General features: G+C 59.4%; 17 protein-coding genes. 6 read left to right on the forward strand and 11 right to left on the reverse strand.

Annotated features, from left to right (window positions below; all coding sequences use genetic code 11):
- Window positions 1–85: 85 nt before the first annotated feature.
- Entirely contained in the window at window positions 86–1,207 is a 1,122-nt protein-coding gene (locus tag ACVDHI_RS07895) for a 4-phosphoerythronate dehydrogenase (protein ID WP_447211939.1), read from the reverse strand.
- A 250-nt stretch (window positions 1,208–1,457) separates the two neighbouring features.
- Here ACVDHI_RS07895 and ACVDHI_RS07900 point away from each other — a divergent pair, with 250 nt between their 5' ends.
- Window positions 1,458–2,180, forward strand: coding sequence for a phosphatase PAP2 family protein (locus tag ACVDHI_RS07900; RefSeq protein WP_029314731.1), 723 nt, complete (start codon window positions 1,458–1,460; stop codon window positions 2,178–2,180).
- Between the two features lie 54 nt (window positions 2,181–2,234).
- On the opposite strand, the gene ACVDHI_RS07905 is transcribed toward ACVDHI_RS07900, so the two are convergent.
- A complete protein-coding gene (locus ACVDHI_RS07905; protein WP_324057128.1) occupies window positions 2,235–3,056 on the reverse strand; it encodes a MetQ/NlpA family ABC transporter substrate-binding protein in 822 nt (273 codons plus the stop codon).
- Window positions 3,057–3,397: 341 nt separating this feature from the next.
- Between ACVDHI_RS07905 and ACVDHI_RS07910 the strand changes: the two genes are divergently transcribed.
- Complete coding sequence (locus ACVDHI_RS07910) at window positions 3,398–3,850, forward strand: VOC family protein (RefSeq protein WP_324057129.1); 453 nt, start codon at window positions 3,398–3,400, stop codon at window positions 3,848–3,850.
- Window positions 3,851–3,864: 14 nt separating this feature from the next.
- On the opposite strand, the gene ACVDHI_RS07915 is transcribed toward ACVDHI_RS07910, so the two are convergent.
- Window positions 3,865–4,062 (reverse strand): hypothetical protein, encoded by a 198-nt coding sequence (locus ACVDHI_RS07915; protein WP_128342896.1) that lies wholly within the window; start codon window positions 4,060–4,062, stop codon window positions 3,865–3,867.
- 220 nt (window positions 4,063–4,282) lie between these two features.
- Between ACVDHI_RS07915 and ACVDHI_RS07920 the strand changes: the two genes are divergently transcribed.
- A complete protein-coding gene (locus ACVDHI_RS07920) occupies window positions 4,283–4,822 on the forward strand; it encodes a hydrolase (protein WP_201890121.1) in 540 nt (179 codons plus the stop codon).
- A 17-nt stretch (window positions 4,823–4,839) separates the two neighbouring features.
- A complete protein-coding gene (locus tag ACVDHI_RS07925; RefSeq protein ID WP_223918067.1) occupies window positions 4,840–5,019 on the forward strand; it encodes a hypothetical protein in 180 nt (59 codons plus the stop codon).
- An 18-nt stretch (window positions 5,020–5,037) separates the two neighbouring features.
- Here ACVDHI_RS07925 and modF read toward each other — a convergent pair whose 3' ends face one another.
- The 4 genes from modF to ppsA all read right to left on the reverse strand — a co-directional run bounded on the left by modF (window position 5,038) and on the right by ppsA (window position 12,622).
- A complete protein-coding gene (modF, locus tag ACVDHI_RS07930; RefSeq protein ID WP_324057130.1) occupies window positions 5,038–6,492 on the reverse strand; it encodes a molybdate ABC transporter ATP-binding protein ModF in 1,455 nt (484 codons plus the stop codon).
- 160 nt (window positions 6,493–6,652) lie between these two features.
- The gene (locus tag ACVDHI_RS07935; RefSeq protein ID WP_102983833.1) at window positions 6,653–8,212 is read right to left on the reverse strand and encodes a sensor domain-containing diguanylate cyclase; all 1,560 of its coding nucleotides are present in this window, start codon (window positions 8,210–8,212) and stop codon (window positions 6,653–6,655) included.
- A gap of 300 nt (window positions 8,213–8,512) precedes the next feature.
- Window positions 8,513–9,217, reverse strand: a complete 705-nt coding sequence (locus tag ACVDHI_RS07940) for an EAL domain-containing protein (RefSeq protein ID WP_323941119.1) — start codon at window positions 9,215–9,217, stop codon at window positions 8,513–8,515.
- 1,032 nt (window positions 9,218–10,249) lie between these two features.
- Window positions 10,250–12,622 (reverse strand): phosphoenolpyruvate synthase, encoded by a 2,373-nt coding sequence (gene ppsA / locus ACVDHI_RS07945; protein ID WP_447211940.1) that lies wholly within the window; start codon window positions 12,620–12,622, stop codon window positions 10,250–10,252.
- A 307-nt stretch (window positions 12,623–12,929) separates the two neighbouring features.
- On the opposite strand from ppsA, the gene ppsR reads away from it, so the two are divergent.
- Window positions 12,930–13,742 carry a posphoenolpyruvate synthetase regulatory kinase/phosphorylase PpsR gene (ppsR, locus tag ACVDHI_RS07950; RefSeq protein WP_010675153.1) on the forward strand — a complete coding sequence of 271 codons (813 nt, stop codon included), beginning with the start codon at window positions 12,930–12,932 and terminating at the stop codon, window positions 13,740–13,742.
- A 129-nt stretch (window positions 13,743–13,871) separates the two neighbouring features.
- Here the strand turns inward: ppsR and ACVDHI_RS07955 are convergent, their stop codons facing one another.
- Window positions 13,872–14,147: a hypothetical protein gene (locus ACVDHI_RS07955; protein ID WP_080770124.1), complete on the reverse strand. Its 276-nt coding sequence runs from the start codon at window positions 14,145–14,147 to the stop codon at window positions 13,872–13,874.
- 356 nt (window positions 14,148–14,503) lie between these two features.
- Here ACVDHI_RS07955 and ACVDHI_RS07960 point away from each other — a divergent pair, with 356 nt between their 5' ends.
- Window positions 14,504–15,880: an amino acid permease gene (locus ACVDHI_RS07960; protein WP_039041364.1), complete on the forward strand. Its 1,377-nt coding sequence runs from the start codon at window positions 14,504–14,506 to the stop codon at window positions 15,878–15,880.
- A 161-nt stretch (window positions 15,881–16,041) separates the two neighbouring features.
- On the opposite strand, the gene ACVDHI_RS07965 is transcribed toward ACVDHI_RS07960, so the two are convergent.
- The 3 genes from ACVDHI_RS07965 to ACVDHI_RS07975 form a co-directional block, all read right to left on the reverse strand.
- Window positions 16,042–16,743 carry an SIMPL domain-containing protein gene (locus tag ACVDHI_RS07965; RefSeq protein ID WP_010675156.1) on the reverse strand — a complete coding sequence of 234 codons (702 nt, stop codon included), beginning with the start codon at window positions 16,741–16,743 and terminating at the stop codon, window positions 16,042–16,044.
- A gap of 54 nt (window positions 16,744–16,797) precedes the next feature.
- Window positions 16,798–17,355: a hypothetical protein gene (locus ACVDHI_RS07970; protein ID WP_323941116.1), complete on the reverse strand. Its 558-nt coding sequence runs from the start codon at window positions 17,353–17,355 to the stop codon at window positions 16,798–16,800.
- 88 nt (window positions 17,356–17,443) lie between these two features.
- Window positions 17,444–20,428 (reverse strand): type I secretion C-terminal target domain-containing protein (locus ACVDHI_RS07975; RefSeq protein WP_447211941.1); only part of this gene is annotated, 2,985 nt, incomplete at its 5' end.

The raw sequence follows: 20,428 nt of genomic DNA on the forward strand, positions 1-20,428 counted from the left end.
TATCGGTTTGATGACAGGCCCGCCATGATGCCGGGCCGGGGGGAAGCGCCGCCTGGGCAAGCCCCTCCCCTTGTTGAAATCGGGTTTATTGCTCCGAGACGGCAAAGCCCAGTCGGGCCAGTCTGTCGTCGGCGAAGGGCCCTTTCAGTTGCAGGGCGCCCAATTCGCGCCGCTCGGGGTAGCGCTTGCGCTGCTCATCGAAGCTGCCGGGCAGCCCGATCCGGTTGCGAAAACGGGCGTCGTCCCGGCGCACGTCATAAACAAGGTGGACAAGCTGCTTGATGAGTGCCTGATCCGCCGGCTGCCCCGGCGTCAACTCGCGGACCTCTGGGGCAGGCAGCAGGGATTGCAGATCCTGGCGCGGGGGGCGCCCCAGTTGCCGGCACAGCGCCTCATAGAGCATCCAGGTGCCACGGGCCTTGCCTTCCAGGCTGTAACCGGCGATGTGCGGGGTGGCCAGCTCGGTATGGGGCACCAGTTCCTTGAGGGGCTCCGGCTCTCCTTCCCACACGTCCATCACCAGCCGCAGGGGATGGGGCCCCTGCTGGCGGACAAGCAGGGCACGGTTGTCCCACACCTCGCCGCGGGAGGCGTTGATGAGGATCTGCCCGGCCGGACGCTCGGCGATCTCCTCGACTCCCAGCAGGTGGAAGGTGGCCTCATCCCCTTCACGAAGATAGGGGACATGGAAGCTGACGATGTCGGCATCCAGGGCAGTGCGGTAATCCACGAAGTCGCCAGCGGCGCCGCTACGGGCCAGGGGCGGGTCGCAGCGCAGCACCTTCATCCCGAGCGCCTCGGCCTTGCCGGCCACGCTCTCGCCGGTGTTGCCGGCGCCGATGACGGCGAGGCTCATCTCGCTCAAGGTCAGCTCATGGCGTTCCGCCAGAACCAGCAGGGCGGAGAGCACGTAGTCCCCCACCGACACCTTGTTGCAGCCGGGGGCGCTGAAGAAGGGGATGCCCCGCGCCGCCAGCAGCCCCTGATCGATGTGATCCGTGCCGATGGTGGCCGTACCGACAAACCCCAGCCTGGGGCAACTCGCCAGGAGCGCTTCGTTGACCCGGGTCACGGAGCGCACCAGCAGCACATCCGCCTCTTGCAGATCCGCGGCCTTTATTTCTCGTCCCGGCAGGGGAACCACTTCACCAAATTCCGCAAACAGCTCCACCGCATGGGGCATATTTTCATCAACGACGATCTTCATCGGCACGCATCTCGTCCACAAGGGCCACAGGCGCGCCATTCTAGCCCAAACGCGACGGATTTTCAGAGGCTTGTTGGCAGACCGCTCTGCGGCCATCTTTCCGCCTCCCGGCCTCAGGTGCGGGCACGATGCCCGGCAGCATCATATGTAACAGCCTGTTGCCCTCGCACCCTTCGCCTTGACCAGAGCAACCTGACTGGCACAATGACGCCTCTTTTTAGCCGCTCGCGCCACCGAACCGGACCCCTTGATGCCGACTCACTCCTCTTCGTTGCCACGCCGCAAGGTGCTTCATTTCAATGCCCTCCTGCTCCTTCCCCTGCTATTGCTCGTCTGCCTGCCCTGGCAGCCGTTCATGACCCAGGCCCTGCAATCGGGCTGGCTATGGTGGCCCTACGCCCTTACCCGCATGGTGGACTTGCCGGGGCTGGTCTTCACCATCGCCGCCCTGCTGCTGCTCACAAGACACAAGCTGACGCTGGACGGTCGCGCCCTGCTGGCGCTGGCTGGCGCCCTCTTTGCCGTGCTGGCGAGCGACTGGGTCATCAAGAGCCTCATCAAGCTGCTGACCGAGGAGCCCAGGCCCTACCTCATCTGGCTGGAGAGCCAGGAGCTGATCCCCGCCATCCGCCAGTTCTATGGAGGAAGCCAGGCCCTTCGCAGTGAACAGGTCCACGCCGCGACCCAGTTGCTGGCGCTGCCCGCCTGGCTCGGCCAGCACTGGCAGGCAGAGGTCAACTATGCCTTTCCCTCCGGTCACAGCATCGCCGCCATGAGCCTCGCCCAGTTCTTCGGCCTGATCTGGCTGGCCCGGGCACCTGCCGGGGCCTGGCTGCTGCCGCTCTGGGCCATCGGGATCGGCCTCTCGCGCACCCTTATCGGCATGCACTGGCCCCTGGATGTACTGGCAAGCGCCCTGCTTGGCAGCCTCACCGCCCTCCTGGCCGCCCGCTGGTGGTTGCGCCACTACTGATCTCCAATAAAAAACGGGCACCTGGGTGCCCGTTTTATATTGCTTGTACGCCACTCACCCCTTCTGCTGCCAGCCCTCGGGATACTTGTAGCCGACGAAGCGCTTGGCGGCATAAGCCTTGAATTCAGGGGAGTTGTAGGCGGCCGCCACATCCTTGGCAAACGGCTTGCCCGCATCGGCGCTCTTTACCACCACCCAGTTGATGAAGTCATAGCTGCGCTCGAGGAAGAGGCCGGAGCTGAACGGGATCCCGCTTGAGGCGGCAAAGTTGCCGTTGATGACGGAGAAATCCACATCCTCACGGGAGCGCGGCAGCTGCGCCGCTTCCAGCAGCACCAGCTTGAGGTTGTGGGGGTTCTTCACCACGTCGAACTCGCTCGCCTTGAGGGGATTGATCCCCTCCTTGAGGCTCAGCCAGCCCAGATCCTGCAACATCAGCAGTGCCCGCGCCTGGTTGGTGGGATCGTTCGGGATGGCGACCGTGCTTCCCTCTTTCACCGCCTTCAGATCCCCCAGCTTGCCGGCGTAGAGCCCCATGGGACCGGTCGGTACCTGGGTGATGGGCGCCAGAGAGAGACCCCGGTCTTTGGCGAAGCTCTCCAGATAGGGCTTGTGCTGGAAGCAGTTGACGTCAAGCGACCCGTCCGCCAGGGCGATGTTGGGGGTCACGTAATCGGTGAACTCCACCAGTTTGACCTTGTAGCCCTTGGCTTCAAGCTGCGGCTTGATGGCCTCGGTGACCATGTCGGCAAAGTCGCCAACCGTGGTGCCGATGACGATCTCTTTCTTCGCCTCATCGATGGCAAAGGCGGACAGCGGCAGGCTGCTGGCGAGCAGCGCCAGGGCGGAAAGGGTGAAGAAGGAACGACGTTGCATAAAAACTCCCTGTCAACATGATCATCAAAACGGTGAGCGGTCGGGGGCGCGAACATGCAGTCAGCGCACAACCATCTAGCCATCCAAACGGCTAACTGAGCATACCATAACAGAGCTCGTAGCCTTCGCCAAGCAACAAAACCGGGCAAGCTTGGCCAGCACGATGTAAAGCGCATCCCGCAACTGGATGAAAAATCTTTGACGGAGCACGCAGTTATGCGCCTTGCCCTCTCCCTGCCTGGCGTCAAACTGACTTATTGTGGTCATTCGATACCCATTTCAACGGGTTCCCATGAGGGCCTGATGGGCTGCTCTACACCCAGACAACACAAGGAGTCACCGTGTTCGATCATGTTGAAATCAAGGTGGTGCGTTTTGACTCCTGTCAGCACTTCTACGCCACCGTACTGGCTCCTCTTTTGATAGAACTCAAATGGTCTGATGAGACGGCGGCCGGTTTTGGCCTGATGGGCCGCGATCATGTGGGCTTTCTGATTGAGCGGGGGCAGCAGGGCGTCTCCTGCCATCTCGCATTCAGAGCCGACGACGCGACCCAGGTGGATGCGTTCCATCACGCGGGGATCAAGGCAGGTTTTGCCTGCAATGGGTTGCCGGGACTGCGTCCCCACTATGCCCCCAATTACTACGCCGCCTTCCTGCGCGATCCCGATGGCAACAACATCGAGGCGATGACCTACATTGAGTCCTCACACGCCGCAAACACATCGCAGCACAGTGCCACCCAGCAAAAGGCCCTGCATTCGGTGAATCCAGGGCCTGAGAAGTACACGTAATGAGTCGGGTTAGATTATTTGACCGCCTTGCTGGCGTTCTCCAAGGCCTGCTTCTCGGCGGCGTTCATGATGGACGCCTGGCGGTTTTGCTCGGCCTGGTAGCAGGCGTCCTTGCTGATCCCTTGCGCCTGGCATTCCGTCATGCGTTGTGCCGGGCTGGCGCAACCGGCCAAAAGGCCAGCCAGGGAGACGAACAGGATTATCTTCTTCATGGTACTTCTCATCGTTAATGGAAAATCGTCCAACTACGCAGTAGCGGGTTGATGCGTCGCCCCTTGTCATGCACACCACAACTGAGAAAACGGGCTCCATGACGGGCATCCTAGTGTCCCCCACGCCGTCGGTCAGCTCACAATTTGTATCAAGATGTACGCGAGAATGGCTCCCAGGATGGCGCTGTATCTCATCCGCAACCGAGAAAGGAGACAAAAAATGCAGAAACACCCTCACCCAGGCCTGCTGGTGGTCGATATCCAGGGCAAACTGGCCCGTCTGGTCGAGGAGAGCGACACCCTGATTACCAATACCGCCAGGCTGGTGCAAGGGGCCAGGGTGCTGGGGCTGCCGGTTGTCTGGCTGGAGCAGAACCCGGACAAGCTCGGTGCCACCGTGCCCGAATTGCAGTCGCTGCAGGCAGGCGATCTTGTGCTGCCCAAATACAGCTTCGGCGCCCTGGGTGAGCCGACGGTGGCGGCCGCGTTGGCCGAGAGCGGGATCGAGCATTGGCTGGTATGTGGCATCGAGACCCATATCTGCGTCTACCAGAGCGTGCTGGGGCTTCTCGCCAGCGGTGCCGGGGTCTCGCTGGTGGTGGATGCGGTGTCGTCCCGCACCCTTGCCAACCGGGATCTCGCCATCGCTCAGCTGGCGGCCCGGGGCGCCGCCCTCACCTCGGTGGAGATGTGCCTCTATGAGCTGATGGGGGATTGCCGCCATCCGGCATTTCGCCAGATCCTCTCCCTGGTGAAATGACCGCCATGATGGACAACATGGCGCCCTTTCTGTTCGCCCTCATCGCCTTCGGGGCGGCACTCATGGTGACGGTGACGGGGATGGCGGCCACCCGTCACTATCTTGCCTGGCTCTGGCTGGGGATAATGCTCTTCTTCGGGCTGTGGTGGACGCTGCTGGGGATGCCGCCGCTCCTTGCCGAACCAGCCCCTCTCTGACCATGCCGCCCGGACGGCTCAGCCCACCAGACGCTCCTGCAGATAGTCGTATCCTCCCCCCTCCCTTGGCACGAAGCTCAGCCTGTGGGTCAGACCGGGGGGTGCATCATCGGCATGATGGGAAACAAACAACAGCTGGGTTCCCTCGCCAACGAGGCGCGCCACCATCTCCCGTACCAGGTGACGGTTGAGGGGATCCAGTCCCTGCAGGGGTTCGTCCAGGATGAGCAGCGGCGGATGCTTGACCAGGGCACGGGCGATCAGCACCAGTCGCTGCTGACCGAAAGAGAGAGAGTGGAAAGGCTGCGCCCCCTGATCGGCCAGCCCCAGCAGGGCCAGCCACTGGTTGGCCAGCGCCAGCTGACGATCCCCCGGCCGGGTATAAAGCCCGATGGAGTCGTAGAAACCGGAGAGGATAACTGTCTGCACCGGGCAGCTGACACGATAGTCCAGATGCAGCGCCGGGCTCACGAGCCCGATGTGGCGCTTGATCTCCCAGATGCTCTCGCCGCTGCCCCGCCGCCGTCCGAACAGATGGAGCTCATTGTTGTAACCTTGCGGGTGATCTCCGGTGATGAGGGAGAGCAGGGTCGACTTGCCAGCGCCGTTTGGTCCCACCAGTTGCCAGTGCTCCCCCTCGTCAATGGTCCAGTCGAGCCCGTCGATGATCACCTGATCCCCGTAAGCGATACGCATGGCTTTCATGACGACCCGAGGGCCGGGAGGCAAGGGCTCGGGTGTCGTCAGCGGTGGCGGCAAACGGGGGGATACGGTTTCGGCGCGTGCCAGCTGGGCCACCTCCTGGCTGCCGAGCACCGCCTCGCGCTCCCCCGCCAGCAGCAGACGACACTCGCCGAGCAGGCCGAGGTGAGTGGCAAAGGGCGGGATCTCGTCAAAACGGTTGACGATCACCACCAGGCGCAGCCCCTCTGACACCAGGTCGGCCAGCAACATCATCAAAGAAGCCCTAGCCCCCAGATCCAGGCCATCGAAGGGTTCGTCCAGCACCAGCAGCTCGGGCCGCCCCAGCAGGGCCCGGGCCAGCAGCAGCTTGCGCCCCTCCCCGCTCGAGAGGTAGCGATAGGGGCGATCCCACAGGGGTTCGATGCCAAAACGGGCCAGCAGCGCGCGTGCCTCATGCTCCTCGCCCCCCGCCTCCAGCATCAGGGTCGATACCCGATACCCCGCCTCCTCCTCTTCTCCCAGCATGTCGGTATTGCGCCGCTGCCAGTCCAGCTCCCCCAGCTGTTGCTGCGACTCGAACGAGAGTCGCTCGGCCCGGACTCGACCCGATACCGCTCCGGCACACACGGCCAGCTCGCCGCACAGGGCCGACGCCAGAGCCGTCTTGCCGCTGCCGTTGCTGCCGACGAAGGCCCAGCACGCTTGAGGCGCCAGCTCAAGATCGGGAATGAAGAGGGTCTGGCTGCCGTGAAGGGCCAGCCTGGCCTTGTGCCACTGCAATAGGGTCATGAGTCCATCCAGTTAACCTGTCTCTCGCTACCTTAACAGCTGGAGGGGTGAGAGTGTATCGATAAGGGGCATCCGGGCCCCCTCTGTCACGCCCCCTGATCGTGCTGGCTGGCCAGCCCACAATTGCACCACCACAGAGAAGGGCTGCCGGACTGTGCCATCAAAGCCCGGTGGCGCGATAGATTCGATCCTTGCCATCTTGCTTGGCGCGGTACAGGGCCTGATCCACCTGCTCCATCAACGCTTCCGGAGTACGCCCCTCGGTCGCGCCGATGCCGCCACTGAAGGTCACCTTCATCGCCTCATCCCGCCATCTCATCTCACCCACCCCCTGGCGCCACTGTGCCATCAGCCACTCGGCCTCGGCCAGGGTGCAGTGTTCGAACAGGGCGACCAGCTCCTCGCCACCATACCGGCACAGGGAGGCCGCATTGGCGAGCCGCTCCTGCCCGAGCGAGGCGCAGCGGCGCAACACCACATCACCGACGGCATGGCCATGGCCATCATTGATGCTCTTGAAGTTGTCGAGATCCACCAGCGCCAGCACGAACGGCCTCCCCTCGCTGTGCAGTTGCCTGAGCCGTTCATCCAGGAAGCGGCGATTATAAAGACCGGTCAGTGCATCCCGGTTGGCGGCATCGTGCGACGCCTGCAAGCGATCGGAGACCAGATTCAGCTCCTCGTGCAGCTCCGCTATCTCCGGGAAATCCGGCAGTATCATCGTCGCCCTCTCCTGCGTCGAGCTCAAACGCAGCAGGCGCACCATCTGGATAAGCCCCCCGATCAGCGCCGACAGCCGCAAGCGAAAGAGGATCGCCATCACGATGAACAGAGCGCTCGACAACAGCAACAGCACAATGACGGCACCGCCCCCCACCAAGGCCACCGCGTCTCGCCTCGGCTGCATAGTGATGGCCAGTAGGTTCGAACGCCCCGGCAGGGCCTGATAAGCCACATACTGGCCGACTTCCTCCGAGAAGAAGGTGCCGGACGCTCCCTCCAGCCGCGCTAGCCAGGGATAGGCGATGACCTGACCATTGAACTCGGCCTGGGAATGGACCAGGATCTGGCCGCTGGATCGGTCAAACAGCAGGTGATTCAAGCCGTTGTCCCGATAGAGCATGGTGCTGAGCCGCTGCGACCAGGCGGGCAGGTTGATGTCGAGGCCGATGACACGCTCCTTCACCCCCCCAAATGGCCTTAGCCGATGGGAGACGGTCAGGGTATAGGCCCCGGTCAGCGCATCCGGATAAGCGCCGGTCCAGCTGAAACCGGAGGTGCCGAGCGCCCCCTTGAACCAGGCACGATTCGTCGAGTCAAACTGGGTGGTGTCCCAGGCCAGATCCTGCTCCTCGTTATTGGAAAAACTCTGTCCGCTCGCATCGGCGTAGTAGATCAGGTTCAGTTGCTCGCCGAGCGTCACCTTGTCATTCCACAGGTTGCGGCTGTAGGCCTTGTCTTCCTCGGAGAAGGTCAGAGGACGCAGCTCGTCGGCATTGACCTCGGCGACCAACACCTGCTCCACCTGTTCGAGGCGCTCCGCTTCGGCGTTCGCAATGGCGTGGTTGAGAATCACCAGCTTCTGCTCCACCCCGGCGCGATGATTGAAGATAGAGAGTGCAAACACCCCACCGATCCCCAGCAACATGGGCATGGCAAGTAACCAGAAATATTTGGTACTAAAGGCGTATTTGGTCGTTGGACGGGCGGTGTGAGACATGCAGGAGACCCTCGATACATCTGTGGTATGGTCCCCCGACCCGCTCGCGATAAAGCCGGCATCTGCCCGTCTTGTCCATATTATCGACAAGGTTCTCTCAGGTCAGGGAAATTCATTGATGCAACACGACATCACGTTGATATTTATCTCAGCCATCAATATGCAGTAATTCATTGCCGTTGCTCCTTGTTTACAGGGTGAAGAGCGCTGGCATTTCTCTAACTATTTTTTAAATCACGACCAAACACGCATAATATGTTTTCATCTAATTCCGTTAGGACCGGTCAGGTTTTTCATCAATCACAGACTCGAAATGAGGTTGCGTAATAATCTGGCCCGCCAATAAAACCCTTGCCCCTGAACAAAGCCATGTAATCTGAGGAATGAGAGGTGATGCTTGTTTTCGACCCCCTCGATGATGACATTGTCATGCCCCCAGTCAGCAGTGAGCCTGGTCATGGCGGTGCCATCACATCGGGTGAAGCAGCGCCAGAAGAACTGTTTATTGACCCTAATGCCATCGAACAAGGCTGCGGATACATGGTCCATCGACAACAAGGATTCATCGGCATTGTTTATCCATAACTTGACCCCTAATCTTCTAAGCCTCGCCATATTATTCAATGCCAAATCTGGGATACCATCAGAAATATCCGCCATCTCAAAGGCCATACTCAGTCCAAAATTCGATATATACGAACCGAAATCTTCCCAAGAGATAAAGCATTCCATCAAATGCATATCGACACGGAGAAACACCGCCTGATAGAGGCGACAGTCGATTTTATTAAGATCTTTAAAGAACACCAGTTGTTGCGTAAATAGCCATGCGGCGTAGGAGGTGGTCATGTTGCTGAAGTTGGCTCTGGAAAAGACAGCCTTTTTTTCTGAAAATGAAATAACCTCAACTGCAACAATATCCCCGACATGCAGGTTGGCGATGGGTTCAATAGTATGCCTGATATAATCATGACCTTCGATGCTATGGCTTATGATGGTCGTCACCCGCTATTCCCCCCTACTGAATGAATTGGGCTTAATATGGCGACAGCCACCACACAATGACGGCAAAAAGCAAGTGGCACGGGTCACCTCATCATCGCTGACATTCACTTCAAGCATGGTTACCTCTTTATCAAGCCATGCCCTATCTGGCCCACCGGCATCTCCCCTCATACGGCACCATTATCAGTTCAATTGCTGTATCCAGACTGAATCGTTTTATGCTCACATAATAAGATCGCCAGTGCATGCCAATCAAATTACCTTGCCATTCATCAACAATAAAATCATTTAATAACAATGAGATATGAACATATTTCTGCTAAAGGGACGTGAATGAGCAAGATAAAAAAATGAGTTTTTAATTTTTTCGGAATTAAACTCTGAGGTATTGCCGTTATTAAAACAGAGGACAGCCAAGAGAAAGCGTTTTCAAGGCTTGCCTTGATATCATGGCAAGGAGACCGACCATCAAAAAACTGATATCTCTCTCCATGACCCCTCTTATTGCTTTATTTGTGATTGGAGTGTTATCAGCGATGGTGACGACTGTGTTTGCCCAGGTTCCATCCGGGCAGAGGCAATATGAGGCACCCGCTTTGGATTGCAGCCCATGACGGCATCATCCTCGCGCCCTCTCATCGGGCGCAGTGTCACCGGCCTCACTCATTCCCTGACTTATGCCAACCAATGGGACCAAAGTCACAACTTGATCTGCTTGCCCGCAACTGCACATTTCCCGCCCCCCAGGGGCAAGGCGCGGCGGCGACTTGCTAGCCTGCCTGCGGCTCGGGCTCATGGCCACGCACGGCCTCCCCCGACGCCCTTATCGACATCCCGGCCCTCAGATTGGCCTATAGTTCGGCGAGGTTGTGGATCGTAACAGCATGATCTGGCACGCCATTTTTGCGCAGGAGAAGGCAGGCATCGGACAACATAGACATGCACCGCATGCCGGCATGAAAACGGCGCCCTCTCGGACGCCGTGTCTTTTATCACAGTGCAGCGCTATCGCCACACAGGCACAAAAGCGGCTCAGCCGGCCTTGTGCTGCTCGGCCAGATAGAGCCAGGTGTCGACCACGGTATCGGGGTTGAGCGACACGGAATCGATCCCCTGCTCGACCAGCCAGGCGGCGAAGTCCGGGTGATCGGACGGCCCCTGGCCGCAGATCCCCACGTACTTGCCCGCCTTGCGGGCGGCGGCGATGGCCATGGCCAGCAGCGCCTTGACCGCTTCGTTGCGCTCGTCGAACAGGTGGGCGATGAGCCCGGAGTCCCGATCCAGCCCCAGGGTCAACTGGGTCATGTCATTGGAGCCGATGGAGAAGCCGTCGAAGTGCTCGAGGAACTTGTCCGCCAGCAGCGCATTGGAGGGCAGCTCGCACATCATGATGACTTTCAGGCCGCGCTCGCCACGGCGCAAGCCGTTCTCAGCCAGTATCTCCACCACCTGCTCTGCCTCACCCAGGGTACGCACGAAGGGGATCATCACCTCGACGTTGGTCAGCCCCATGACATCCCGCACCCGTTTCATCGCCTCGCACTCGAGGGCGAAGCAGGGGCGGAAGCTGTCGGCGATGTAGCGCGACGCGCCACGGAAACCGATCATGGGGTTCTCTTCTTGGGGTTCGTAACCACGGCCCCCCACCAGGTTGGCGTACTCATTGGACTTGAAGTCCGACATCCGCACGATGACCCGCTCAGGCCAGAAGGCGGCCGCCAGGGTAGCGATCCCTTCCGTCAGCTTGGCTACGTAGAACTCGCGGGGGCTCTCGTAGCCCGCGATCATCCTGGTGATGGTGGCCTGGAGTTCCGGGGTCTGCTGATCGAACTCCAGCAGCGCCTTGGGGTGGACCCCGATCATGCGGTTGATGATGAACTCGAGGCGGGCCAGGCCCACGCCGGCATTCGGCAACTGGGCAAAATCGAAGGCGCGGTCCGGATTGCCGACGTTCATCATGATCTTGATGGGCAGGCGCGGCATGTTGCCCACCTCGGTCACCGCCACGTCAAAGTCAAGCTCGCCGTCATAGATGAAGCCGGTATCCCCTTCCGCACAGGAGACGGTGATGAGCTGACCATCCTGGATGTGGTCGGTGGCGTTGCCGCAACCCACCACTGCCGGAATGCCAAGCTCCCGGGCGATGATGGCGGCGTGACAGGTGCGTCCACCCCGGTTGGTGACGATGGCGGAAGCGCGCTTCATGATGGGCTCCCAATCCGGATCCGTCATGTCGGTGACCAGCACATCGCCGGGCTGCACTTCATCCATCTGGCTGATGGAGGAGATGACACGGGCCGGACCCGCGCCAATCTTGTGGCCGATGGCGCGCCCCTCGATCAGCACCTTGCCGGTTTGCTTGAGGGCAAAGCGCTCGAGGGTATTGGCTTCCTGGCGGCTACGCACGGTTTCCGGACGGGCCTGAACGATGTAGAGCTTGCCATCCTGACCATCCTTGGCCCACTCGATGTCCATCGGGCGACCGTAGTGCTGCTCGATGATGAGGGCCTGCTTTGCCAGGGCCATCACTTCCTCGTCCGTGATGCAGAAGCGGTTGCGCTCGGTATCGGTGGTGTCGACCACCTTCACCTGACGGCCATGACCGGCATCCCCGGAGTAGGTCATCTTGATGAGCTTGGAGCCCAGCGTCTTGCGCACCACGGCGGGGCGCCCGGCCTTGAGGGTTGGCTTGTGCACATAGAACTCGTCCGGGTTGACGGCCCCCTGCACCACCATCTCGCCCAGGCCCTGGGCGCCGGTGATGAAGACCACGTCGTTGAAGCCGGATTCGGTATCCAGGGTGAACATGACGCCGGAGGCCGCGAGATCCGAGCGCACCATGCGCTGCACCCCGGCAGAGAGAGCGACCCCCTTGTGGTCATAGCCCTGATGGACCCGGTAGGAGATGGCGCGATCGTTGAACAGAGAGGCAAACACATGCTTGATGGCAGTCATGACGGCATCGATGCCGCGCACGTTGAGGAAGGTCTCCTGCTGACCGGCAAACGACGCATCCGGCATGTCTTCCGCGGTGGCGGAGGAGCGCACGGCAAAGGATGCCTCGAGCCCCGCGCTCAGCTTGTCATAGGCCTCGCGCACCGCCTGCTCCAGAGCGGGCTGGAAGGGTGCTTCCACCACCCAGTCGCGGATCTGCTGACCGGCCCGGTTGAGGGCGGCGATGTCATCCACATCCAGACTGTCGAGCAAGTCATGGATCTTGCCGTTGAGGCCGCTTAACTCCAGAAACTCGTTAAACGCAAAGGCCGTGGTCGCAAACCCGCCCGGTACGGACACGCCGGCCCCCGAGAGGTTGCTGATCATCTCGCCAAGGGATGCATTCTTGCCGCCGACGCGTTCAACGTCCTGCATACCGAGCTGTTCGTACCAGAGTACGTACTGTTGCATTTGCATGTCTCCAGGTTGGGGGGCCAGGGTGACAATTCACCTGCTGTGCCAAGTCGTGTGTTTTTGTTAGTGTCTGTTGCCAACGACCATGAAAACGTTTTCTATTTATTGTCAAAAAAATCCCCGAGCAAGAGTTGGGGATGGTCGTTTGACACAGGCATTCTACAATAGCGACACAAAAAGGTAACGACTCAGGTTTGCAACCGAGTTCACAACTTGGGCATGGCAGATCTGTTGACAAAAACGATATGGTTTCGAGAGATACTTATTTCTCGCCGCCCCCTGGAGCGCACCACAGGAGTCCGCAGTGCACACCGTATTCTATGTATCCGACGGCACCGCCATCACCGCCGAAGTCTTCGGCCACGCCGTGTTGAGCCAGTTTCCCCTGGCCTTCGAACAGGTCACCATCCCCTTTGTCGAGACCCAGGAGAAAGCGCGCCAGGTACGGGCACGCATTGACGAGCAGTTTCGCCAGACCGGGGTGCGCCCCATCCTGTTTCACACCATCGTCGACCCCATGGTGCGTGAAGAGGTACTCAAGGCCCAGGCCAGCAGCCACGATTTTCTCAACACCTTCGTGAGCCCTCTCGAACAGGAGCTCGGTATCAAGGCCGAACCCAGGTTGCACCGCACCCATGGCATGGAAAACCGCAAGCTGTACGACGATCGCATCGAAGCGGTCAACTTTGCGCTGGCCAACGACGATGGCATCACCACCAGGGAGTATGACGAGGCAGACATCATCCTCATCGGGGTCTCCCGTTGCGGCAAGACACCGACCAGCCTCTATCTGGCACTGCAATTTGGCATTCGCGCCGCCAACTATCCCTTTATCGAGCAGGACATGGGATCGCTGGAGCTGCCCGCCGCCCTCAAGGCCAATCGCCACAAATTGTTCGGCCTCACCATCATGCCGCAGCGGCTGCACGAGATCCGCAACCAGCGCCGCGCCAACAGCCGCTACTCCTCGCTTGATCAATGCAAACAGGAGCTGGCCAGCGTCGAGCGGCTGTTCCGCCAGGAGGCGATCCGCTTCCTCGATACCAGCTCCCACTCGGTCGAGGAGATCAGCGCCAAGATCCTGGAAGCGACCGGCCTTCGCCGCCAGCTCTGCTAACCTGCAAGGCTGTGACAGCACAACGCACCATGAAATAGATGAGTGGCAAGATAACGAAACAGAGAAACAGGATGAAAAAATGATGCCAGCATCGTCGCTGGCATCCTATCACTCGCGGGGCAAGCAGGCTCAGGGCTTGTTGAGCTCCTTGTTGTTCATCAACATGCCGTGAAAATGGATGAGTCCCCTGCCCTTGCGGACTCGCTCGCTCAGCCAGCAGGCTGGCACCAGCCCCATCCCGGCAGCAAGGATGAGCACCATGGCGACGTGGTTCACCAGGTAATCCGCTCCCAACCAGCCCCAGACAACAAGGCTGCTCATCGCCATCGTCAGCAACATGGGGGATAGCCAGATCCCGAGCCAGAGCACGGCCATCACCAGGCCACCGACTATACGCTCCATCATATGAGTCCCTTTCTACCAAAGGGCAACAAGGCCATGAAAACCGAAACTTGTCAACAAATGGGAATCCATCCGAACACAAAACCAGCTATCACTCTCAAAACCCCTTTCCAGATCATGAAAAACCTGCATGGCGCACAAAATAGCAGCCAATGATGAGGAAAACAGGTGCATGGACGGTCGATTATCACTATTCTGCTCGGGTTGGTAGCCGCTACAAAAAACAGCCAGCGGCAAACCGTAACGATATAAATACGGATTTCGTCACGTTTTCGGCACAAGATGCCGCGCCAGGCAGAGGACGTGCTGTGGCTGACGGGACGCGAGCCGAGTGATTTCAGCGACGTAAGGAAGGAAGAATGGATCTTCAACAACACGGCGAGGAGCTCAAGCGCGGTCTGAAAAACCGCCATATCCAGCTCATCGCACTGGGCGGTGCCATCGGTACCGGCCTGTTCCTCGGCATTGCCGACACCATCAAGATGGCGGGCCCTGCGGTGCTGCTGGGTTACGCCATCGGCGGCTTCATCGCCTTCCTCATCATGCGCCAACTGGGCGAGATGGTGGTGGAAGAGCCGGTTGCCGGCTCATTCAGCCATTTTGCCTACAAGTACTGGGGTGACTTCGCCGGCTTCGCCTCCGGCTGGAACTACTGGGTGCTCTATGTGCTGGTGAGCATGGCCGAGCTGACGGCAGTCGGTATCTATGTCCAGTACTGGTGGCCCGAGATCCCGACCTGGATGTCGGCGGCCTTCTTCTTCGTGCTGATCAACGCCATCAACCTCTCCAACGTCAAGGCGTTCGGCGAGATGGAGTTCTGGTTCGCCATCATCAAGGTGGTCGCCATTCTCGGCATGATTGGATTCGGCGGCTGGATGCTGTTCTCCGGCAGCGGCGGCCCCGAGGCCACGGTCAGCAACCTCTGGGCCCAGGGGGGCTTCTTCCCCAACGGCGTCGGCGGGCTGGTGATGGCCATGGCCTTCATCATGTTCTCCTTCGGCGGTCTGGAGCTGGTCGGCATCACGGCAGCGGAAGCGGACAATCCCGAGAAGAGCATCCCCAAGGCCACCAACCAGGTGATCTACCGCATCCTCATCTTCTACATCGGTGCCCTCACCGTACTGCTCTCCCTCTATCCCTGGGGCAAGGTAGTGGAAGGCGGCAGCCCGTTCGTGATGATCTTCCATGCGCTCGACAGCAACCTGGTAGCCAACGTACTTAACCTGGTGGTGCTGACCGCCGCGCTGTCGGTGTACAACAGCTGCGTCTACTGCAACAGCCGCATGCTGTTTGGCCTGGCCAAGCAGGGCAACGGCCCCAAGGCCCTGCTCAAGACCAGCAAGAGCGGCGTGCCCCTGACCGCCATCACCATCTCGGCCGCGGCCACCCTGCTGTGCGTGCTCATCAACTATTTGATCCCGGGCAAGGCCTTTGGTCTGCTGATGTCCCTGGTGGTCTCCGCCCTGGTCATCAACTGGGCCATGATCAGCCTGGCGCACCTCAAGTTCCGCAAGGTGAAGGCTGCAGAAGGGGTCACCACCAAGTTCAAGGCACTGTGGAGCCCGTTTGGCAACTACCTCTGCCTCGCCTTCATGGCCGCCATCCTGGTGATCATGTACATGAACGACGGCACCCGCATCTCGGTCGAGCTGATCCCGGCCTGGGTCCTGGTACTCGGTATCGGCTATCTGCTCAAACAGAAGAGCCAACGCAAGCTGGCGACCAACCTGGGCTAGGCATCGAGCCTCCTCCAACAAAAATGCCGGTCAGTGACCGGCATTTTTTATTCCATTCCCGTTTCACCAGATCCTGTTCGTGGCTCGCTTGTCCTGCCAGCCCCTGCAATGACAAACCCGAGGGGTTGCCTCGGGTTTGAGTGATGGACAAAGGGGCTGTGTTATTCCAGCAGGAAGACGGCTTCAACATTGTCAGTGATGCTGATCTGCTGCTGTTGATAGCTGTTTTCCATCATGTCGGCGGCAGGGGCTGCCGCGGCCTTCATGGCACGGGTATAGACCGGCATGGGGGAACTGTTGCGGTATTCAACGCTATACACTTTGCCAAGCTTCATGCCGAAAGCCTTGGCCAGGGACTCCGCCTTGCTCGTGGCATCAGCGACAGCACCAAGCCGGGCCTGCTCCTTGATGACCTGTGGTGACTTCAGGCCGTACTCTATCTGGGTCACGGACTCCAGACCCGCCTTGAGGGCGGTATCCATCAACTGGCTGAGTTTGTCGAGTTGATAGAGTTTGACAGCCAGTTGGCGCTGGGCACGGTAACCCACCATTTCAGGCTGCTTGTTCTGGGGATACTGATACTCGGGGGAGATCACCAGGTTGCCCGCCTCGACGTCGCTGCGCTTGATGCCCAGGCTCTCCAGCTGGCCAAAGAAGGCAGCTACCTTGGTATCTACCTGCTGTTTGGCCTTGATGCCCTGCTTCTCCAGTGCCGTGACGGCGACATTGAGCGTCAGCATGTCTGGTTCAGCCTTCTGCTCCGCATAGCCACTGACGACCAGATGGGGGGCTTGAGGAACCTCGATGGCAAGCAACGGAGCACTGACAACCAGCGCGGACAGGGTAAGAAGGGGACGCCACATAAAAAAACCTCCATCATTTAGATGGAGGTCATTATGCATGTCGTCGATTGGGATTCATATATCGTGTGTCGGCGGGATCTGGTCCAGCACCTGATTGGTCATATCGATATTGATGCTGATCTCCCCTCCTCCTGAGTTGCCATGGCTTGTCATCACGGGAGCAGGCGCCTGGCTGCCAAACAGCGACTCATCCTCAAAGTGGAACGAATCCCACGACAGAACATGACCTTGTGATAGCAGATTCGGCTCGGACGTCGTCACGACGGCCAGCGCTCCCCAGTCAAGCTCCTCACCGTGGCTGAGCAGCCCCTGCAAGGAGGTATCACTCAGGCTCTGCAACGAATACTCCTGCTGCCCCCACTCATGGCCGACCAGCACCATCATGTGGGGCAGGGGGGCATCCTCTGCTGGCGTGAAGCTGATACGAGAAGCGGCAAAGTCCACATTGAGCAACCCCGCCACCTCACCATCTTCGCTCTCCAGCTCCAGACCGTTGAGCGTGTCACCCGTCATCGTGGCCTGATAGCCAAAGCGACCGGTGCAGACGATATTGTCCTGCCCGTTCCAGCTGTAGCGAATGCCGTCGATGTCGACCCAGTTGAATGACTGCATGGTGACCCTCTCCTGATACTGCGGCTATCTTATCTGCCCACTCCATCAAATAACAGGGGGCCGGGCACACCCGGCCCCCATACCCTGCTTACGGATCGACCTTGAGGTTGCCCTGATCCAGCAGATCCTGAATGATCTGCAGATTGGATTTGCCAGCCGTCAGATCCACGTTGTCAAAGAGGATGGTATGAGTCGTGGTGCCACTTCCCGCTCCATCCAGATCAATGGTCAGAGTCGACTTGCCACTGCCCGGACCAGGAGCAAAGGTAAGATAGTGATCCAGTGTGCTCGCATCGGCATGCTCACCACTGAGCAGTTCACTCAGGTCCAGGACATCTCCATTGGCCCCCGTGGTGAAGTCTTTGATGGTATCCGTGCCTCCTGCATCACCTGCCATCCATTTAAAGGTATCCTTGCCAGCCCCACCAGTCAGGGTATCACTGCCGGTCCCCCCAATCAGCAGGTCGTCACCACCACCACCACTCAAGATGTCGTTACCTGCCAGTCCGCTCAGGACGTTGGCATTGCCATCGCCGGTCAGGCTGTCGTTAAACATGGACCCTACCAGGTTTTCCATGTTGCTCAGGCTGTCTGTCCCTGCCCCTCCGGTATTCTGATTGGCGCCATTGACTGTGACCGTGACCCCAGCAGCGCTGTCGAAGTAACTGGCCGTATCATTGCCGTTGCCGCCGTTCAGGGTATCGTTGCCAGCGCCACCGATCAGGAGATCATTGCCTTCACCGCCATTCAAGGTGTCGTTGCCGAGCCCCCCAAGCAGGATGTCGTTCCCGGCATTGCCGTTGAGCGTATCGTTTCCAGACCCCCCGATCAGGATCTCGTCGAGATAGCTCCCGGTGAGTGTCGAACCGCTCTGCACATCCACATACACCTTGGCCGTATCTGTGGTCGTGCTATTGGTGTAGTTGAACGAACCCTCGTAAGAGCTGGGGGTAGCATTGCCGGAAGTATCGTCAAATGTTACCGAGCCTGCATTGTCTGTGACGGTCCCTCCAACAGCTCCCGAGACGCCCGTGATCATCTGGGTCGCAGCCAGAGGCCCGGTGTCATTGGCAAGCAGGGCCCAATCCGGAATGGTCGCCGGGTCCTGGTTGGTGATGATAAAGTCATCACGAACCACGGTAGGACCGACCGCCGGGTTGATAACGATGGACAAGGTGCTGGACGCAGTATCCCCATCGTTGTCTATCACACTGTAACCCACGACCTGGTTTATCCCCCCGACCGGAATGGATGACGGCGGGGTATAGGTGTAGGCGCCGTTGTCCATATCCACCTTGAGGATGCCGCCTGCAAGTGTAATGGTCCATTCATTGGTCGCTGTATTGAAGGTCCCGACTGATGTTCCTCCCGAAACGCCGGCGGAGTCCGTCTTCTGGTTGTAGGTATAAGTCACTCCCCCCACGGTAATGGCATTGAGCCAGCCACCATCGGCCCCGGCACTCGCCGCTACCCCGTTGATCAGTTGTCCTGCCAGGGGCGGAGCTACCACGGTGCTCAAAAGGGTCGCGGTCAGTTGGCTGAAGTCAGTCACCACCACTGCGGTGGTATTCGCCGGGCTGGCACCACTGACCCCGTTGTAGGCAATGGGATCCAGTGCAGACTGGGTCGCTCCCGAGCCCATCCCGAGCGCGTACGAATTGATGTTGTTCGCCGTCAGGAAATCGGCCCAGTCCTTGGTTTCACCACTCAGTGTCGTGCCGTCACCATCGATCCCGTTCCCACCGCCAAGCGAGTTGTTGCCATCAGGAACTGTGGCGGGGGTACCGCTCAACGAGTTGGCATTTGGCAGACCATCCGACATGAAGTAAGAGACATTTTGCGCATTAGCGAGTTTACCTGTATCGCCAAAGGCTTTGATTGCCTCGTTCAATGCATCATCGTAGTTGGTCGAGTCCGTGGGGGTAAGACCAAGGATGATAGCCTTGGCTACATCGATCGAGACCCACACCCCGGTCGGATTGGCGGCTGAAGTGGAGAAGGTCACGATATTGACCATGACGCTGCCGTAGGCGCTGTATTTGTCCAGCAGCTCCAACGCGGACTTCTGCATCACCTGCATCCGAGTCATGCCTTGATAGCCCGATGGGTCACCCATACTGCCGGAGATATCGAGGATCAACATCAGATTCGTGTTCTGCACCTGAGTCGCCTGGCCTGCATTGGTAACAGCATTGGCAATGGGGGCATCATCGCTGATCACAACCTGCAGGTTACCCGTACCACTGTCGCCACTGGCATCCGTAGCCGACACGACGAAACTCGGACCATTCGCTGTATCACTGTTACCCTGAACGCTGTGAGTCAACACATTGTCTTTGAGCGTGTAGGTATAGTTCACCGTGTAGACACCGGCTGTGGGGCCGCTGACACCGGTTACCGTCAGCATTCCTTCCGTATTGTTGATCAAGGTCTGACTGCCGCCACTGGTCAAATTGTAAGCCTGCCCACCGATGGTCAAGGTAGTCAGATTTTCACCTTGGGTGTTGATGGTGAAGCTGCCATTGAATATCTCCGAATTACCACTGGCAGCCGTCCCCTCAGGCAGTCCCTCCTCATCAACCATCGCATTGCCGATGGTCAACACAGGAACACGGGTATCCTGAGCAATATTAATGGTCAGTGTTGCCGGATCCGTATCACCATCGCCATCTTTGAGCGTGTAGGTAAATACCTCCGAGGCCCCCACGGGAACCGATGCCGCCGTGAGCGTATAACTGTATTCGCCATCCAGCCCCATGGTCAGCGTCCCATACAGCCCGGTCACGGTGAATCCACCGGCAGGATTACTGTCTGAATTGCCGTTCGAGCTCACGACCTGGCTGATTGCCGCACCATCAGCCCCCATGACGTCCACCCCGGCACCGGCTGTGCCGCCGATGGTCCCCGCCCCGGTAATGACATTACCCGTCACCGGAGTGAACACACCTTCAGTGGCACTGTCAGCATCATCGTTAGCCGTCGGCACGTCGTCCACGATCTGCACGCTCAGGGTGTTCGAGGCCGAGTCCCCGTCGCTGTCCACCAGGCTCACCGCGAAGTCTTCGAACAGGCT

This window comes from Aeromonas sp. 25-248, from assembly GCF_053005425.1.

Bases quoted from the DNA above. Each gene is read 5' to 3' on its own strand.
- ACVDHI_RS07895 (WP_447211939.1), bottom strand. From the start codon at position 1,207: ATGAAGATCGTCGTTGATGAAAATATGCCCCATGCGGTGGAGCTGTTT.
- ACVDHI_RS07900 (WP_029314731.1), top strand. From the start codon at position 1,458: ATGCCGACTCACTCCTCTTCGTTGCCACGCCGCAAGGTGCTTCATTTC.
- ACVDHI_RS07905 (WP_324057128.1), bottom strand. From the start codon at position 3,056: ATGCAACGTCGTTCCTTCTTCACCCTTTCCGCCCTGGCGCTGCTCGCC.
- ACVDHI_RS07915 (WP_128342896.1), bottom strand. From the start codon at position 4,062: ATGAAGAAGATAATCCTGTTCGTCTCCCTGGCTGGCCTTTTGGCCGGT.
- ACVDHI_RS07920 (WP_201890121.1), top strand. From the start codon at position 4,283: ATGCAGAAACACCCTCACCCAGGCCTGCTGGTGGTCGATATCCAGGGC.
- ACVDHI_RS07925 (WP_223918067.1), top strand. From the start codon at position 4,840: ATGGCGCCCTTTCTGTTCGCCCTCATCGCCTTCGGGGCGGCACTCATG.
- modF (WP_324057130.1), bottom strand. From the start codon at position 6,492: ATGACCCTATTGCAGTGGCACAAGGCCAGGCTGGCCCTTCACGGCAGC.
- ACVDHI_RS07935 (WP_102983833.1), bottom strand. From the start codon at position 8,212: ATGTCTCACACCGCCCGTCCAACGACCAAATACGCCTTTAGTACCAAA.
- ppsA (WP_447211940.1), bottom strand. From the start codon at position 12,622: ATGCAACAGTACGTACTCTGGTACGAACAGCTCGGTATGCAGGACGTT.
- ACVDHI_RS07955 (WP_080770124.1), bottom strand. From the start codon at position 14,147: ATGATGGAGCGTATAGTCGGTGGCCTGGTGATGGCCGTGCTCTGGCTC.
- ACVDHI_RS07960 (WP_039041364.1), top strand. From the start codon at position 14,504: ATGGATCTTCAACAACACGGCGAGGAGCTCAAGCGCGGTCTGAAAAAC.
- ACVDHI_RS07965 (WP_010675156.1), bottom strand. From the start codon at position 16,743: ATGTGGCGTCCCCTTCTTACCCTGTCCGCGCTGGTTGTCAGTGCTCCG.
- ACVDHI_RS07970 (WP_323941116.1), bottom strand. From the start codon at position 17,355: ATGCAGTCATTCAACTGGGTCGACATCGACGGCATTCGCTACAGCTGG.